Source organism: Staphylococcus sp. HMSC068G11 (assembly GCF_001815825.1).
Lineage (GTDB): Bacteria > Bacillota > Bacilli > Staphylococcales > Staphylococcaceae > Staphylococcus > Staphylococcus epidermidis.
The window spans coordinates 100,497-116,160 of sequence record NZ_KV822073.1 but is presented as its reverse complement, the minus strand read 5'-3'; the positions used below and the strand labels follow the sequence as shown (position 1 = coordinate 116,160).

Sequence of the window (15,664 nt, the reverse complement as noted above, 5' to 3'; positions counted from 1 at the left end):
AGAGATCCTCCTTCAATAGTTCAGTTCATAGTGTCTAGAAATCTAGGTTGGCATAAACTGCATTGTCTTCGATAAATTGTCTGCGATTTTCTACTACATCGCCCATTAACATTTCAAATGTTTGGTCTGCATCAATTGCATCTTCGAGTCTCACTTGCAACATAGAGCGATGTTCAGGATTCATAGTCGTTTCCCATAATTGGTCTGCGTTCATTTCACCAAGACCTTTGTAACGTGCAATTGACCATTTTGGTGACGGGTTTAATTCTTGTTTCAACTTGTCTAGTTCTCTATCGTTAAATACATAATATTTTTGTTTTCCTTGTGTTAGTTTATATAACGGCGGCTGAGCAATATAAACATAGCCCGCTTCAATTAAAGGTCTCATGAAACGATAGAAGAATGTAAGTAATAACGTACGTATATGTGCACCATCAACATCAGCATCAGTCATGATTACGATTTTATGATAACGTGCTTTTGATATATCGAATTCTCCTCCAATACCCGTACCAAATGCAGTAATCATTTGACGAATTTCGTTATTGTTTAAGATACGATCTAAACGTGCTTTTTCCACATTCAAAATTTTACCTCTCAAAGGTAAAATGGCTTGTGTTCTTGAATCACGACCAGATTTAGTAGACCCCCCGGCAGAGTCACCTTCTACCAAGAAAATTTCACTTTCTTCAGGGTTCTTACTAGAACAATCTGCCAATTTACCTGGTAAGCTTGAAACGTCTAATGCTGATTTACGACGCGTAACTTCACGTGCTTTTTTGGCAGCTACACGTGCGCGTGAAGCCATGATACCCTTCTCAACAATAATACGTCCTACAGACGGATTCTCATATAAGAAACGTTCAAAGTGTTCAGAAAATAATCTATCAACAACTTGACGTACTTCAGAGTTTCCTAATTTTGTTTTGGTTTGTCCTTCAAACTGAGGATCGCCATGTTTAATTGATACGACTGCTGTTAAACCTTCCCGTGTATCTTCACCTGAAAGTCTATCTTTATCCTCTTTAATAATCTTACTCTGTGTTCCATAGCTATTTAAAACGCGTGTTAAAGCACGTTTAAAGCCATCTTCATGCGTACCACCCTCGTATGTATGAATATTATTCGCATACGTTAATAAGTTGGTTGCATATCCACTGTTATATTGAAGTGCAATTTCTACTTCAATATCATCTTTAGACTGATGGATATATATAGGTTCATCGTGAAGAGGTTCTTTATTCTCATTCAATAAATCTACATAGGATTTAATCCCGCCTTCATAATGATATGAGTCTTCTCTAACTTCCTCTTCCCTTTCATCTTTTAAAGTAATTTGAATACCTTTATTTAAGAAAGCAAGCTCACGTATACGCTTTTGAAGTGTTTCATAGTTATAAACTGTTGTTTCTGTAAAGATTTCTTTATCGGCTTTGAATCGAATAACTGTACCTGTTTTATCTGTATCGCCAATTTCTTTAAGATCAAATTGTGGCACACCTTGTTTATAGGCTTGATGATAAATCGTGCCATTACGATGTACATAAACTTCAAGATCTTGTGAGAGTGCATTAACAACTGAAGATCCAACACCGTGAAGACCGCCAGATACTTTGTATCCGCCACCTCCGAATTTACCTCCAGCGTGAAGTACAGTTAAGATAACTTCGACAGCAGGGCGTCCCATCTTTTCTTGAATATCAACAGGTATACCACGGCCATTGTCAGTAACTTTAATCCAATTGTCTTTCTCAATTATAACTTCAATATGACTAGCATAACCTGCTAATGCCTCGTCAATACTATTATCAACAATTTCCCATACTAAATGGTGCAACCCTCTTTCTGAAGTTGAACCAATATACATACCCGGTCTTTTACGAACCGCTTCGAGACCTTCTAAAACTTGTATCTGTCCAGCACCATAATTATCTGTGTTGTTTACATCTGACAATGTATTCACCATCACTTTCTCGTTACTTTAGTATTTCACCTTGACTAATACGGTATAACTTAGCGTTATTCATTATTTCATGATCTATTCCTTCAACTGACGTTGTTGTCACAAATGTTTGTACTTTATGTTGAATCGTACTTAACAAATGAGTTTGACGTGAATCATCAAGCTCACTCAAGACATCATCTAAAAGTAAGATTGGATATTCTCCTACTTCAATATTCATTAATTCAATTTCTGCCAACTTAATTGATAGCGCAGTTGTACGTTGCTGACCTTGTGAACCATACGTTTGAGCATCCATGCCATTTACATTGAAACTTAAGTCATCACGATGTGGGCCATAGAGACATACACCTCGTTCTTTCTCTCTTTGTAAATTGTCATTTAACAATGCTAATACTTCTTCAATTAACTCAGATTGATTAGCTTCATAATTACTTAACTTCAAACTTGGAACATAATCGAGTGTCAGTGTCTCTCGATGATTTGTAATACCTGCATGAATGGGTTGTGCAAGTGTTTCTAATTCCTTTATAAAGTGCTCTCGACGTAATGTAACCTTCAGTGCATATTCAGCAAATTGTTGGTTTAAGACTTCTAGCATTGTTGTATCTGTCTTCTGCCCAATTTGTAACTGTTTAAGGTAATTGTTCTTTTGCTTTAGAATACGCTGATATTGAGCTAAATCATTCAAATAGACAGCAGATATTTGTCCTAACTCCATATCTATGAACCGTCGACGTATTTGTGGCGAACCTTTAACGATATTTAAATCTTCAGGCGCAAATAAGACGACATTTAAATGTCCAATATATTGAGTTAGTCTGCTTTGTTCAAGATGATTCACTTTAACTTGCTTACCTTTTTTAGTTATAAACATCGTAAGCGGCATCGTGCCATGTCTATAACTTAGCTCACCCTCTATTTTAGCATAATCAGAATTGAAACGTATGAGTTCCTTATCATTTGACGTACGATGACTTTTAGCAAGCGCTAAGGTATAAATTGATTCAAGTAAATTTGTCTTTCCTTGTGCGTTCTCACCAATAAGGATATTCACTTCAGGATGACAATCTAATGTCACCTGTTCATAGTTACGATAATTCTCTAATTGGAGTGTATTAAGTTTCATTGTTCACCTTGATGGATGATTAAAAAGGAACCCGTATCTTCAGGGATATCTGTAATATCAATGCGGTCGTTGTGTTCTAATTTTTTGCCACGTCTTGTTTCACGTTGTCCATTAATTAAAACCTCAAAATCCTGTAGAAACCATTTGGCTTGTCCACCTGATTCTATGATTCCTTCAGTTTTAAGAAATTGACCTAAAGTGATATTTCCTTCTACAACAACTTCTTGAACCAAAATTTCTCACTCCATTTCTGTATGTGTCATTAATATATTATACCGTTTTTTACTTTGAATTTCATTTAAAATAAAGAATGAAATCGTTTACTTTGATATATATTTTATTTTATCAAAAGCTGCTACAAATTTTATAATTTACTTACAATCATTTTAGAAACTTACACTGAATTTTAATTTTAAAGGGGTTTTTAGCACACTTTTTCCACAAGGGTAATTGAATACTCAAATATATTTATTATTGCTATGAAAAGCGCTCAGTACATTTAAAATTAATTTTACATTCACGATAATTATCTCATTCGTCTATATTAAGTTTTGAATGTTTGAAATGAGGTTTGGTATCAATATAAAAGAGCCTATGCGACAAATGCACAGGCTCCTTTGTATAAGAGATTTAGCAATCTAATACGATTGTAACTTTAATTTTTATTAATATGTTCTAATAGGCAGAATTAATTGCGTTACAGAATCATCATCTTTTGGTTTTAAGATAAATGGTTTCATTGTACCAAAGAATTCTACTTCTACTTCATCATTATCAATGGCTTTTAAAGCATCCATCATGTATTTTGAGTTGAAAGAAATTTTCAAGTTTCCGCCTTCTACATCATTAGCGTTAACTTCTTCTTTAACAGTACCAATTTCAGGAGAAGTAGATGAAAGTTCAACTAATTCATTACCTGTACTTAATTTAATAACATTATTTCCACCTTCTCGTGCTAATAAAGATGCACGATCAATTGCATGATAAAAGTCTCCATTGTTAATTCCTAATTTAATCTCATAATTTTCTGGGAATAAACGTGTCGTATCTGGATAATGACCTTCAAGTAAACGTGAGATGAAATTAATATTCCCCACTCTGAATAACACTTGGTTAGAAGCAAAGAAAATATCAATATCTTCGTCGCTGTCACTCATAATTTTGTTTAATTCAGATAAAGCTTTACCAGGAATGATGACATTTTTATTTTCTGATTCATCTTCTAACTGTAATTTTCTTACAGCTAAGCGGTGTGAATCTGTTGCTGTGCATATTAATTCATTATCTTGTATAAGCCAGTTTACACCAGTAAGTACTGGTCGTGTTTCTGAGGTGGACACTGCGAAATTAGTTTGTGCAATGATATTTTTTAGTACCTTAACAGACAATTGAATAGCGTCATCTCGTGATACCTCAGGTAATAATGGATATTGATCAGGATCTAAACCACTTAAGTTGAATTCTGAATGACCTGATGTGATTAATGTTTGGAATTGTTCATTAGTTGATAATTTAACTTCTTTTCCAGGAAGTTTTTTAATAATATCAACGAAGAAACGACCAGGAAGTACAACTGATCCTGTTTCTGTAATTTCAACAATTTCTTCACCATCAACTTGTTTTGGAATAGTGATTTCTATTGATATTTCTGAATCTGACCCAGTTAAAATGACTTCATTATCTTTAGCATCAATTTTGATACCTGTTAAAATCGGTAAAGTTGTTCTAGGTGAGATAGCCTTTAATGTGTCGTTAAGTTGATTAATAAAATAATCTCTTTTGATTGTGAATTCCATCATTAAATTTAAACTCCTTCCAGTCGTTTATATATAATTATATAGGTTTTAAAATCATAGTAATAGTAGTAGGCACTGTGGATTGGTGGATAAGTCTAAAAAACTTACGAATATCACAGTTATACACATGTGGATAAACTGTGTATGTTGTGTATTAATTTTTCACATTATCCACAATTGCTATTGTTATTCAGAGGGACAACTGCCCATCTTTTTAAGTATTGGGAATTGATTTACTTAGTAATTATTCCCTAAAAGACCGTTTACAATCTGCTAATTTTCAATTTATTCAATATTGATTGATTTATTTCCCATTACTGATTTCTAATTTCTTTTTCTAAGTTTTCTACTTCTTGCTTAAATGTAGGATCAGACTTGATATCATTTGCAATCTTTTCATGGGCATGGATAACTGTTGTATGATCGCGACCTCCAAATTCTTCACCTATCTTAGGTAATGAAAAATCAGTTAATTCTCTAGATAGATACATAGCTATTTGTCGTGGGTAAGCAATTGACTTTGTACGTTTTTTAGCACTAAAATCTTCAATTCTTACACTATAATATTGACCAACTACCTTTTGGATATCTTGAATTGTAATCTTTTTAGACTTAGGTGATTGAATGATATCTTTTAACGCTTCTGCGGTAAGTTCGGTTGTAATAGGTTTCCCTTGTAATTTTGAGTACGCTAAAAGTCGAGTTAATGCGCCTTCAAGTTCACGAATATTTGATTGAATTTGGTTGGCGATGTAATTCAAAGCTTCTGGCGGAATATCAAGATTTTCTTCTTCAATTTTCTTTTGTAATATTGCCATTCTTGTTTCGTAATCAGGTGGCGTGATATCAACTATTAGCCCCCACTCAAAACGAGAACGTAGACGGTCTTCTAGCTTAGCAATTTCTTTTGGTGGACGATCACTTGAAATAACGATTTGCTTATTATTTTGATGTAATTCATTAAAAGTATGGAAGAACTCCTCTTGCGTTTGTTCTTTATTTTGAATGAATTGAATATCATCAATTAATAAAACATCAATTTTACGATACTTTTCACGAAATGCTTCAGTTTCATTATCACGTATTGATTTAATAAATTCGTTTGTGAATTTCTCACTAGAAGTGTAAATGACTTTAGCATTAGGTTTGTTACTAAGAACATGATGTCCAATTGCATGCATTAAATGTGTTTTACCTAGACCTACGCCTCCATATATAAATAATGGATTATAAGCTTCTGCCGGTGCTTCTGCAACAGCTAAACTTGCAGCATGTGGGAAACGATTGCCAGGTCCAATGACAAATGTATCGAATGTATTGTGCATATTAAATTGTTCTTTTCCCCAAGTCTTATCATCTATAGAAGAATTTTGTATTTGGGGTTCTTGAACTTCTTGTGTATTTACATTGTTGTAGGATGCAAGTTCATCTTCAGAAATAAAATGTGGTTTCACTTCATAACCGATGACATCATAAATAATAGCCTGCATAATTTCTGAATATCGCTGATTAAGCCAACTCGCATTGAAAGGCAGACTTACTAATATAATGGCTTCGTCATTTTTAAGTGAGTAGAGTTGCGTATCTTTTATGAACGTTTGATAACTAGTGTTTGAAATTCTTTCCTGGGCAATTTCTAAAACTTTATCCCAAATTTCTTTCTCTGACATAAATAACTCCATCTTTCTTAAAATTTTAGACTTATACACAGAAATAACATAGGTGGATAAAAATAATCACAGTATGTTAATAATTATCCACAAGTTAATCACAATCAGTGGATAACTTAAACATAACTATGATTTATGCACACCATTTATGTATATAAATTTAATGAATAAATCCTTATAAAATCATAATTTGAACGACTTATCCACATAATTATACTTTTTAACTCCAAGTGATGTCAAATGGCTGTGAATATGTTGTTAAATTTTGAATAACTGTGTGTATAGCGCATATGTTATCCACAGTTTTTGAGAGAATTTCTGTGTATAAGTGGATAACTTCAAATAAGCGTCACAATTTCTTTTTTTACTTTGGGAAATAATTTATATGGATTGTATGAACTATGTATATGACAAATTATTATTAAAATTGGTAATAATTTGATGAAGAAAAAAGATTTCTTATATTAAATCACAACAAGTGATTTTCAATCGTTATATTCGTAAATTCATCTTGCTTTATAAAAGGTATTTTGTTATATTGTAGTAGTTGCTTGAATTATGACTAGATAATAATAAGCTATAGAACAAATTTCTTAATAGCAGACACAATAAGAGAGCAATTGCTCAGATGAAGTATGTTAGTAATTGAAGCTAATATATACTTCGTTAATTTATCTATTTATATGAACCAATTTCTAGGTAGGAAGTTGGAAATATTGGTAATTGAATTCAGATGGAGGTGTTTTGCATGGTAAAACGTACTTATCAACCAAATAAACGTAAACATAGTAAAGTTCATGGTTTCAGAAAACGCATGAGCACTAAAAATGGCCGCAAAGTTTTAGCGCGTCGTCGTCGTAAAGGCCGTAAAGTTTTATCTGCATAAGATCACTGAATCATCAGTGGTCTTTTTTTTGTTTAAATAATAAAATGATATTTAAGTATTGTTCTGATATCATTTTCAAAATAATATATGCGTATGTTTTGTTAATAGATAATTGTTACTATTAAAATGAATAGATTAGAATAAGCGAGTGATGTTTAATGGAAAAAGCATATCGTATTAAGAGAAATTCAGACTTTCAAGCGATATACAAGAATGGGAAGTCTGTTGCAAATAGACAATTTGTTGTCTATACCTATAAAAATAGAGATTTAAAACATTTTCGCTTAGGAATAAGTGTTTCAAAAAAACTGGGAAACGCTGTTACAAGAAATAGAATTAAAAGAGCGATAAGAGAGAATTTTAAAGTGCATAAGCAAAATATTATCGCTAAAGATATTATAGTTATAGCGAGGCAACCAGCAAAAGATATGAATACACTGGAGATTCAAAGTAGTTTAGAGCATGTGCTTAAAATTGCAAAAGTGTTTAATAAAAAGATCAAGTAGGGCAGGGGACTTAGACGAACCGAAGTCTAACGTCACACAAACCGAAGGCTTACATATTAATATTGAACAATTTATTAGCTTTTTTAAAAGAAACAAATTACAATGTTATAATGAATTTTTACATTAATAAGGAGGCGAGACTCTTATGGATTTTGATACGATTACAAGTATTTCAACACCTATGGGTGAAGGTGCTATTGGAATTGTGAGATTATCTGGGCCACAAGCTATTGAAATCGGAGATATCTTATATAAAGGAAAGAAAAAGTTATCTGAAGTTGAGACGCATACAATAAATTACGGTCATATTATTGATCCAGAAACAAATGAAACAGTTGAAGAAGTCATGGTGTCTGTTTTACGTGCCCCTAAAACTTTCACACGAGAAGATATTATTGAGATAAATTGCCATGGTGGTATTTTAACAATTAATCGTATATTAGAGTTAACTATGACTTATGGTGCACGTATGGCAGAACCAGGTGAATATACAAAACGTGCATTTTTAAATGGTCGTATAGATTTATCTCAAGCAGAAGCGGTTATGGATTTTATACGTTCCAAAACTGATCGAGCTTCTAAGGTTGCGATGAATCAAATAGAAGGACGTTTAAGTGATTTAATTAAGAAACAACGTCAATCCATATTAGAGATACTCGCCCAAGTTGAAGTTAACATTGATTATCCAGAGTATGATGATGTAGAAGACGCAACAACAGATTTCTTACTAGAACAGTCTAAGCGTATTAAAGAAGAAATCAATCGATTACTTGAAACAGGTGCACAAGGTAAAATAATGAGAGAAGGGTTATCTACTGTTATTGTAGGACGTCCTAATGTTGGGAAGTCTTCGATGCTAAATAACCTTATTCAAGATAATAAAGCAATTGTGACTGAGGTCGCTGGTACAACAAGAGACGTGTTAGAAGAATATGTCAATGTTAGAGGTGTCCCATTACGACTTGTAGATACTGCGGGTATTAGAGATACTGAAGATATCGTAGAGAAGATTGGTGTAGAACGTTCTAGGAAAGCTTTAAGTGAAGCAGATTTAATTTTATTTGTGCTTAATAACAATGAACCTCTGACGGAAGATGATCAAACTTTATTCGAAGTCATTAAAAATGAGGATGTTATTGTAATCATTAATAAAACAGATTTAGAGCAACGATTAGATGTTAGCGAACTAAGAGAGATGATTGGTGATATGCCACTTATACAAACATCGATGCTTAAACAAGAAGGTATTGATGAATTAGAAATACAAATTAAAGATTTATTCTTTGGTGGCGAAGTACAAAATCAAGATATGACTTATGTATCGAATTCACGTCACATTTCATTGTTGAAACAAGCGAGACAATCAATTCAAGATGCGATTGATGCTGCTGAGTCTGGTATCCCAATGGATATGGTGCAGATTGATTTAACACGTACTTGGGAAATTCTAGGAGAAATAATTGGAGAATCAGCGAGCGATGAATTAATAGATCAACTATTTAGTCAATTTTGTTTAGGAAAATAATGATATAAAAATATAAACTAGACGGTAAGACGTCTACAATTCAAGATTTTAAGACTTTTGGGAGGTAAAATAGTGGTTCAAGAATATGATGTAGTAGTCATTGGTGCTGGTCACGCCGGTATTGAAGCAGGTCTAGCTTCAGCTCGTCGGGGTGCTAAAACGCTGATGTTAACAATTAATTTAGATAATATTGCTTTCATGCCATGTAATCCATCTGTAGGTGGTCCTGCGAAAGGAATCGTTGTACGTGAAATAGACGCTTTAGGTGGACAAATGGCAAAAACTATTGATAAAACGCATATTCAAATGCGTATGCTTAATACAGGGAAAGGTCCAGCTGTTAGAGCTTTACGTGCTCAAGCAGATAAAGTATTATATCAACAAGAAATGAAGCGTGTACTTGAGAATGAGGATAATTTAGACATCATGCAAGGTATGGTTGATGAACTCATTATAGAAGATAATGAAGTTAAAGGTGTTCGTACTAACATTGGTACAGAATATCGTTCTAAAGCTGTCATTATTACAACTGGTACATTCTTACGTGGAGAAATTATACTAGGAAACTTAAAATATTCTAGTGGTCCTAACCATCAATTACCATCTGTAACGCTAGCGGATAATTTAAGAAAATTAGGATTTGATATCGTTAGATTTAAAACGGGTACGCCACCTCGTGTAAATGCGAGAACCATCGATTATTCTAAAACTGAAATCCAACCAGGTGATGATATAGGTCGTGCGTTTAGTTTTGAAACAACCGAATTTATTTTAGATCAATTACCTTGTTGGTTAACTTATACAAATGGAGATACACATCAAGTCATTGATGATAACTTACATTTATCTGCTATGTATTCCGGTATGATTAAAGGTACAGGGCCTAGATATTGTCCATCAATTGAGGATAAATTTGTTCGCTTTAACGATAAACCAAGACATCAACTTTTCCTAGAACCTGAAGGACGTAATACGAATGAGGTATACGTGCAAGGATTATCTACTAGTTTACCTGAACATGTTCAACGTCAAATGTTAGAAACCATTCCAGGTCTTGAAAAAGCAGATATGATGCGTGCAGGTTATGCTATTGAATATGATGCAATCGTACCTACTCAATTATGGCCAACGTTAGAAACAAAAGCGATCAAAAACTTGTATACCGCTGGTCAGATTAATGGAACGTCAGGATATGAAGAAGCAGCGGGACAAGGTATTATGGCAGGTATTAACGCTGCTGGTAATGTTTTAGGTACAGGTGAAAAAATACTCAGTCGTTCAGACGCATATATTGGTGTACTTATAGATGATTTAGTCACTAAGGGTACAAATGAACCGTATCGATTATTAACTTCACGTGCGGAATATCGATTATTATTACGTCATGATAATGCTGATTTACGTCTCACTGATATGGGGTATGAGTTAGGCTTAATATCAGAAGAACGCTATGCAAGATTTAATGAAAAGCGTCAACAAATCAAAGATGAAATACAACGACTTACCGATGTACGTATTAAACCAAATGAACATACGCAAGCAATTATTGAAGCTAAGGGTGGTTCAAGATTAAAAGATGGTATATTAGCGATTGATTTATTACGTCGTCCGGAAATGAACTACGAAACAATTTTAGAAATCTTAGAAGAATCACATCAACTTCCTGAAGCGGTTGAGGAGCAAGTTGAAATTCAAACAAAATATGAAGGTTATATCAATAAATCTTTACAACAAGTAGAAAAAGTTAAAAGAATGGAAGCGAAAAAAATTCCTGAGGATTTAGATTATAGCAAGGTAGATAGTTTAGCATCTGAAGCACGCGAAAAGTTAGCTGAAGTTAAACCATTAAATATTGCACAGGCTTCACGAATTTCAGGTGTGAATCCAGCAGATATCTCAATTCTACTTGTTTATTTAGAACAAGGTAAGCTTCAAAGGGTGAAACAATAATGAGTATTGAATGGTTATCAGAGAAATTAAGCGAGCAAGGCATAGAACTATCTAATACGCAAAAAGAGCAATTTCAAAAATACTATCAATTACTTGTTGAATGGAACAAAAAAATGAATTTGACAAGTATTACTGATGAACATGATGTTTATTTAAAACATTTTTATGATTCAATAGCGCCCAGTTTTTATTATGATTTTAACGGTCAATTAAGTCTTTGTGATATCGGTGCTGGTGCAGGTTTTCCAAGTATACCTTTAAAGATAGTATATCCTGAGTTGAAAGTGACGATTGTAGATTCTCTAAATAAAAGAATACAATTTCTAAATCATTTAGCTGCAGAACTAGGTCTTGAAGATGTTAGTTTTGTGCATGATCGAGCAGAAACATACGGCAAGGGTGTCTACAGGGAGTCTTATGATATTGTTACAGCTCGTGCAGTAGCGAGATTGACTGTCTTAAGTGAGCTGTGCTTACCTTTAGTAAAAAAAGGTGGACAGTTCCTTGCACTTAAATCTTCAAAGGGTAAAGAAGAATTGCAAGAAGCGACGTTTGCTATTAATATTTTAGGCGGTAATGTGAAAGATACTTATACTTTTGAATTACCTGAAAATGCCGGTGAGCGACAAATGATTATTATTGATAAACGTAGACAGACATCAAAAAAATACCCTAGAAAACCAGGTACGCCAAACAAATCTCCACTAGTTGAAAGTTAAGACATCATAGTATGATAAATAATTGAGAGGGAGAGAATGGATAATGAAGAAACCTTTTTCAAAATTATTTGGTTTAAAAAATAAAGATGACATCATTGGTTATACTGAAGAAGAACGTAATAATAATGTAGAATCCATTCATATTGAACGTATCGTACCCAATCGTTATCAACCTAGACAAGTATTTGAGCCAAATAAGATTAAAGAATTAGCAGAGTCTATTGAAGAGCATGGGTTATTACAGCCTATAGTTGTACGTCCAATTGAAGAAGATATGTTCGAAATTATAGCCGGCGAACGACGATTTAGAGCATTACAGTCGTTGCATAAACCTCAAGTAGATGTCATTGTTCGAGATATGGATGATGAAGAAACAGCGGTAGTTGCATTGATTGAAAATATTCAACGCGAAAACTTATCTGTCGTCGAAGAAGCGGAAGCTTATAAAAAGTTACTTGAAATCGGGGGAACGACTCAAAATGAATTAGCAAAAAGTTTAGGCAAAAGCCAAAGCTTCATTGCTAATAAACTTAGATTATTGAAGTTAGCACCCAATGTGATTAAGAGATTACGTGAAGGTAAGATTACAGAAAGACATGCACGAGCGGTATTAGTATTACCCGATGAAACACAAGAAGAATTAATCGAACAAGTTATTAGTCAGAAGTTGAATGTGAAACAAACTGAGGATAGAGTACGTCAGAAAACTGGACCAGAAAAAGTAAAAGCGCAGACTTTCCAATTTTCTCAAGATGTAACACAAGCAAAAGAAGAACTAGGTAAGAGTATTGAAACGATAGAAAAATCAGGTATACGTGTTGAACAAAAAGATAAAGAACATGAAGATTATTATGAAATTAAAATAAAGATATATAAGAAATAATTATAAGAGTTTGGTACATATTGTGATGATGTATCAGGCTCTTTTTTATCGTATTATAGTGAATTATCTTTGATATTATAACGGTAAAAAATTCTGTGTAATAAAATATCTAAATAGCAACTATCAACATTAATGATCATATTAAATGTACCTAATAACATCTTAACCATAACAAAGATAACTTGTATTGTGTCACTCAATGAAAGCGTGATTATAGTAGATAAACTTATAATATTTTAATTGATAAAAAGTGACTTTAAAATGTTTTACGTGAAACAAAAATTGTTATTATTTAGAAAATTAGGTGATTTAAACAATATATTTACAACAATTGATTTACGCTATAAACTAAAAGTAAACGATACGTTTCGTTTAATAAATATGGATGAGAAGGGTTATTGTGTTTGGTATATCAATTTCTAGTGCTATACTACATTTCGTTATCGGAGGATTTGCTGTTGCACTTGCATCAATTATGGCTGATAAAGTAGGAGGGAAATTAGGTGGTATTATTGCCACTATGCCGGCAGTCTACCTTGCAGCTATTATAGCGTTAGCTATAGACCATAAAGGACAGCAACTCATTCAAATGTCAATTCATTTAAGTACAGGAGCAATTGTTGGGATTATCTCATGTATTGTAACAGTGTTCTTTACTTCAATTTTTATTGGTAAGAAAAATTATAGGAGTGGAACAGTATTTGCAATTCTTTGCTGGTTTGTGATTTCTGTTGCGATTTTCTTAGTCAGACATATTTAAATTGGAGGATTAAAAATGAAGTTAGCAATTATTAAATTTTTAGTTGGTGGTTTAGCTGTTTTAATTAGTTATATTGTTTCTGTCGTGCTTCCATGGAAGGAATTTGGAGGTATATTTGCAACCTTTCCCGCAGTGTTTTTAGTTTCAATGTGTATTACTGGGATGCAATTTGGCAATGAAGTAGCTATGCATGTGAGCAGAGGTGCAGTCTTCGGTATGATAGGAGTTTTATGTAGTATACTAGCAACCTGGGGATTACTACAAGCTACACATATGTGGCTATTGAGTATTATTGGTGGTTTTGTAGCTTGGTTTGTAAGTGCATTGATTATTTTTGAAATTGTGGAATTCATCGCACATAAAAGAAGGGATAAACATGGCTGGAAGACCAAAAGATCCAACAATCAATAAAAAAATTTATACTGAGATTCAACGTTTATTGGAAACGACTCATTTTAGAGATATTACTATAGATCAAATTTCTGAGAATACTGGTATTTCTAAAGCAACTATTTATAGACGTTGGAAGGATAAATCTTCAATTATCATGTCTGCGTTTATTGAACAATCTCAATATATTGTGATTCATAATCAAGATAATTTATATGATGATTTATTCCAGTTTTTAGTAAAAATAAAAGATATCTATAAAACAAAACTAGGTAGTGCTGTGATTGAAATTTTAATTAGTCATCAACAAATGGAAGCTAGAGAAACTTTTATGACTAATTACTTTAATCATAATCGCAAAGTTTTAAAAGAGATTGTTCGTAAGCACATAAAAGAGGAAGAACAAGATTTGTTTATCGATTTAATCTTCTCACCCATCTATTTTAATATATTAATTAAACCTGAAACTCTGGATGAAAATTACATTAAAAAGATGTTGAATCAAGTTCTACGTATATATCATTGATATGAAAAACGCTTCTTTCGAGGAGCGTTTTTTGTATTTCATGTAACAAGTTAGCCTAAGGTCAGTCTATTAAAACCTTTAACCATAATATGTCAAAGCATTTTGACAATGATAAGAGTGACATCGTAAAAACTATTTGATAGCTTTTGTAGAGAAAACTTGATTTGATTTAATAATAATATTAAATGATTTCAAATCATAATTAAGGAGTTTAACGTAATGAATGTTAGCAATCAAATCAAAAAATTTAGAGAAAGAGATGGGTATTCACAAGAATTTTTAGCAGAGAAAATGTTTGTTTCAAGACAAACCATTTCAAATTGGGAAAATGATAAAAGTTATCGGATATTCATAATTTACTTATTATGTGTCAACTCTTCAAGGTATCTCTAGATGAACTAGTGGAGGATGATTTGAAAAACGTGCAAATCAAAAATATTAAAAAAGAATTAGACTTTTGGACATGGATGATGATAATTCCAATGGTATTAGGAAGTGTTCTCATAGGTCCTATGATTCATTACTTTCATTGGTTAGGAATGGGAATAACATATTTAGTATTTTTAATAGGTATCATTGCTTCTACAAAATTAGAAAAAATTAAAATAAAAAATGAAATTGAAACATACGACAGGATATTAGCGTTTATTAATGGTAAAGATCCTAAAGAGGTGCAGAAAAGTAAGTTTAGATATATATGGACATCTTTAATTTCTTTTATTTTCTTTGTTGGTGTGATCATCGGTATAAGTTACTTAAGTATCATTTTAACTGATTATTTTTTATAAAAATCAAAAAGAGAATAGACTGGATGCCTATTGAATTTGACACCCAGCCTACTCTAAGAATGATTATTTATTGCTTTGTCCACTCATAATAATAATGGGAAATATGAAACAACACATAATACAAATCATTATGATTATTGTTTTCATAAATATTTCCTTACATAGTTTTTATT

At 32.6% G+C, this 15,664-nt stretch carries 14 protein-coding genes and 1 pseudogene; 10 read left to right on the top strand and 5 right to left on the bottom strand.

Annotation, left to right across the window (positions count from 1 at the left end):
- Positions 1–34: 34 nt before the first annotated feature.
- The 5 genes from gyrB to dnaA form a co-directional block, all read right to left on the bottom strand.
- A complete protein-coding gene (gene gyrB, locus HMPREF3058_RS04880; RefSeq protein WP_002487274.1) occupies positions 35–1,966 on the bottom strand; it encodes a DNA topoisomerase (ATP-hydrolyzing) subunit B in 1,932 nt (643 codons plus the stop codon).
- 10 nt (positions 1,967–1,976) lie between these two features.
- On the bottom strand, positions 1,977–3,092 hold the full coding sequence (gene recF, locus HMPREF3058_RS04875) for a DNA replication/repair protein RecF (RefSeq protein ID WP_002447643.1): 1,116 nt from the start codon (positions 3,090–3,092) through the stop codon (positions 1,977–1,979).
- Complete coding sequence (gene yaaA, locus HMPREF3058_RS04870; protein WP_001831806.1) at positions 3,089–3,325, bottom strand: S4 domain-containing protein YaaA; 237 nt, start codon at positions 3,323–3,325, stop codon at positions 3,089–3,091. Before yaaA ends, recF begins: the two co-directional genes overlap by 4 nt.
- 432 nt (positions 3,326–3,757) lie before the next feature.
- On the bottom strand, positions 3,758–4,891 hold the full coding sequence (gene dnaN, locus HMPREF3058_RS04865) for a DNA polymerase III subunit beta (RefSeq protein ID WP_002447644.1): 1,134 nt from the start codon (positions 4,889–4,891) through the stop codon (positions 3,758–3,760).
- A 311-nt stretch (positions 4,892–5,202) separates the two neighbouring features.
- A complete protein-coding gene (gene dnaA, locus HMPREF3058_RS04860) occupies positions 5,203–6,558 on the bottom strand; it encodes a chromosomal replication initiator protein DnaA (RefSeq protein WP_002475480.1) in 1,356 nt (451 codons plus the stop codon).
- A gap of 748 nt (positions 6,559–7,306) precedes the next feature.
- Between dnaA and rpmH the strand changes: the two genes are divergently transcribed.
- The 10 genes and pseudogenes from rpmH (at position 7,307) to HMPREF3058_RS04810 (ending at position 15,491) form a co-directional block, all read left to right on the top strand.
- On the top strand, positions 7,307–7,444 hold the full coding sequence (rpmH, locus tag HMPREF3058_RS04855; RefSeq protein ID WP_000240855.1) for a 50S ribosomal protein L34: 138 nt from the start codon (positions 7,307–7,309) through the stop codon (positions 7,442–7,444).
- A gap of 158 nt (positions 7,445–7,602) precedes the next feature.
- Positions 7,603–7,950, top strand: coding sequence for a ribonuclease P protein component (gene rnpA, locus HMPREF3058_RS04850; protein ID WP_001832522.1), 348 nt, complete (start codon positions 7,603–7,605; stop codon positions 7,948–7,950).
- A gap of 145 nt (positions 7,951–8,095) precedes the next feature.
- The gene (mnmE, locus tag HMPREF3058_RS04845) at positions 8,096–9,475 is read left to right on the top strand and encodes a tRNA uridine-5-carboxymethylaminomethyl(34) synthesis GTPase MnmE (RefSeq protein WP_002447646.1); all 1,380 of its coding nucleotides are present in this window, start codon (positions 8,096–8,098) and stop codon (positions 9,473–9,475) included.
- 72 nt (positions 9,476–9,547) lie between these two features.
- Positions 9,548–11,425, top strand: a complete 1,878-nt coding sequence (gene mnmG, locus HMPREF3058_RS04840) for a tRNA uridine-5-carboxymethylaminomethyl(34) synthesis enzyme MnmG (RefSeq protein WP_001831818.1) — start codon at positions 9,548–9,550, stop codon at positions 11,423–11,425.
- Positions 11,425–12,144 (top strand): 16S rRNA (guanine(527)-N(7))-methyltransferase RsmG, encoded by a 720-nt coding sequence (gene rsmG, locus HMPREF3058_RS04835; RefSeq protein ID WP_002458523.1) that lies wholly within the window; start codon positions 11,425–11,427, stop codon positions 12,142–12,144. Before mnmG ends, rsmG begins: the two co-directional genes overlap by 1 nt.
- A 43-nt stretch (positions 12,145–12,187) precedes the next feature.
- Positions 12,188–13,027 (top strand): nucleoid occlusion protein, encoded by an 840-nt coding sequence (gene noc, locus HMPREF3058_RS04830; protein WP_001831794.1) that lies wholly within the window; start codon positions 12,188–12,190, stop codon positions 13,025–13,027.
- A gap of 400 nt (positions 13,028–13,427) precedes the next feature.
- Positions 13,428–13,787 (top strand): DUF3147 family protein, encoded by a 360-nt coding sequence (locus HMPREF3058_RS04825; RefSeq protein WP_002458524.1) that lies wholly within the window; start codon positions 13,428–13,430, stop codon positions 13,785–13,787.
- Between the two features lie 15 nt (positions 13,788–13,802).
- Positions 13,803–14,198 (top strand): DUF3147 family protein, encoded by a 396-nt coding sequence (locus tag HMPREF3058_RS04820; protein ID WP_002502257.1) that lies wholly within the window; start codon positions 13,803–13,805, stop codon positions 14,196–14,198.
- Entirely contained in the window at positions 14,164–14,703 is a 540-nt protein-coding gene (locus tag HMPREF3058_RS04815; RefSeq protein ID WP_002447651.1) for a TetR/AcrR family transcriptional regulator, read from the top strand. Before HMPREF3058_RS04820 ends, HMPREF3058_RS04815 begins: the two co-directional genes overlap by 35 nt.
- A 219-nt stretch (positions 14,704–14,922) precedes the next feature.
- Positions 14,923–15,491: pseudogene (locus HMPREF3058_RS04810) on the top strand (helix-turn-helix transcriptional regulator).
- Positions 15,492–15,664 lie beyond the last annotated feature (173 nt).

Excerpts from the sequence above, each read along its gene's own strand:
- gyrB (WP_002487274.1), bottom strand. The coding sequence starts at position 1,966 with ATGGTGAATACATTGTCAGATGTAAACAACACAGATAATTATGGTGCT.
- recF (WP_002447643.1), bottom strand. The coding sequence starts at position 3,092 with ATGAAACTTAATACACTCCAATTAGAGAATTATCGTAACTATGAACAG.
- dnaN (WP_002447644.1), bottom strand. The coding sequence starts at position 4,891 with ATGATGGAATTCACAATCAAAAGAGATTATTTTATTAATCAACTTAAC.
- dnaA (WP_002475480.1), bottom strand. The coding sequence starts at position 6,558 with ATGTCAGAGAAAGAAATTTGGGATAAAGTTTTAGAAATTGCCCAGGAA.
- rpmH (WP_000240855.1), top strand. The coding sequence starts at position 7,307 with ATGGTAAAACGTACTTATCAACCAAATAAACGTAAACATAGTAAAGTT.
- rnpA (WP_001832522.1), top strand. The coding sequence starts at position 7,603 with ATGGAAAAAGCATATCGTATTAAGAGAAATTCAGACTTTCAAGCGATA.
- mnmE (WP_002447646.1), top strand. The coding sequence starts at position 8,096 with ATGGATTTTGATACGATTACAAGTATTTCAACACCTATGGGTGAAGGT.
- rsmG (WP_002458523.1), top strand. The coding sequence starts at position 11,425 with ATGAGTATTGAATGGTTATCAGAGAAATTAAGCGAGCAAGGCATAGAA.
- noc (WP_001831794.1), top strand. The coding sequence starts at position 12,188 with ATGAAGAAACCTTTTTCAAAATTATTTGGTTTAAAAAATAAAGATGAC.
- HMPREF3058_RS04820 (WP_002502257.1), top strand. The coding sequence starts at position 13,803 with ATGAAGTTAGCAATTATTAAATTTTTAGTTGGTGGTTTAGCTGTTTTA.
- HMPREF3058_RS04815 (WP_002447651.1), top strand. The coding sequence starts at position 14,164 with ATGGCTGGAAGACCAAAAGATCCAACAATCAATAAAAAAATTTATACT.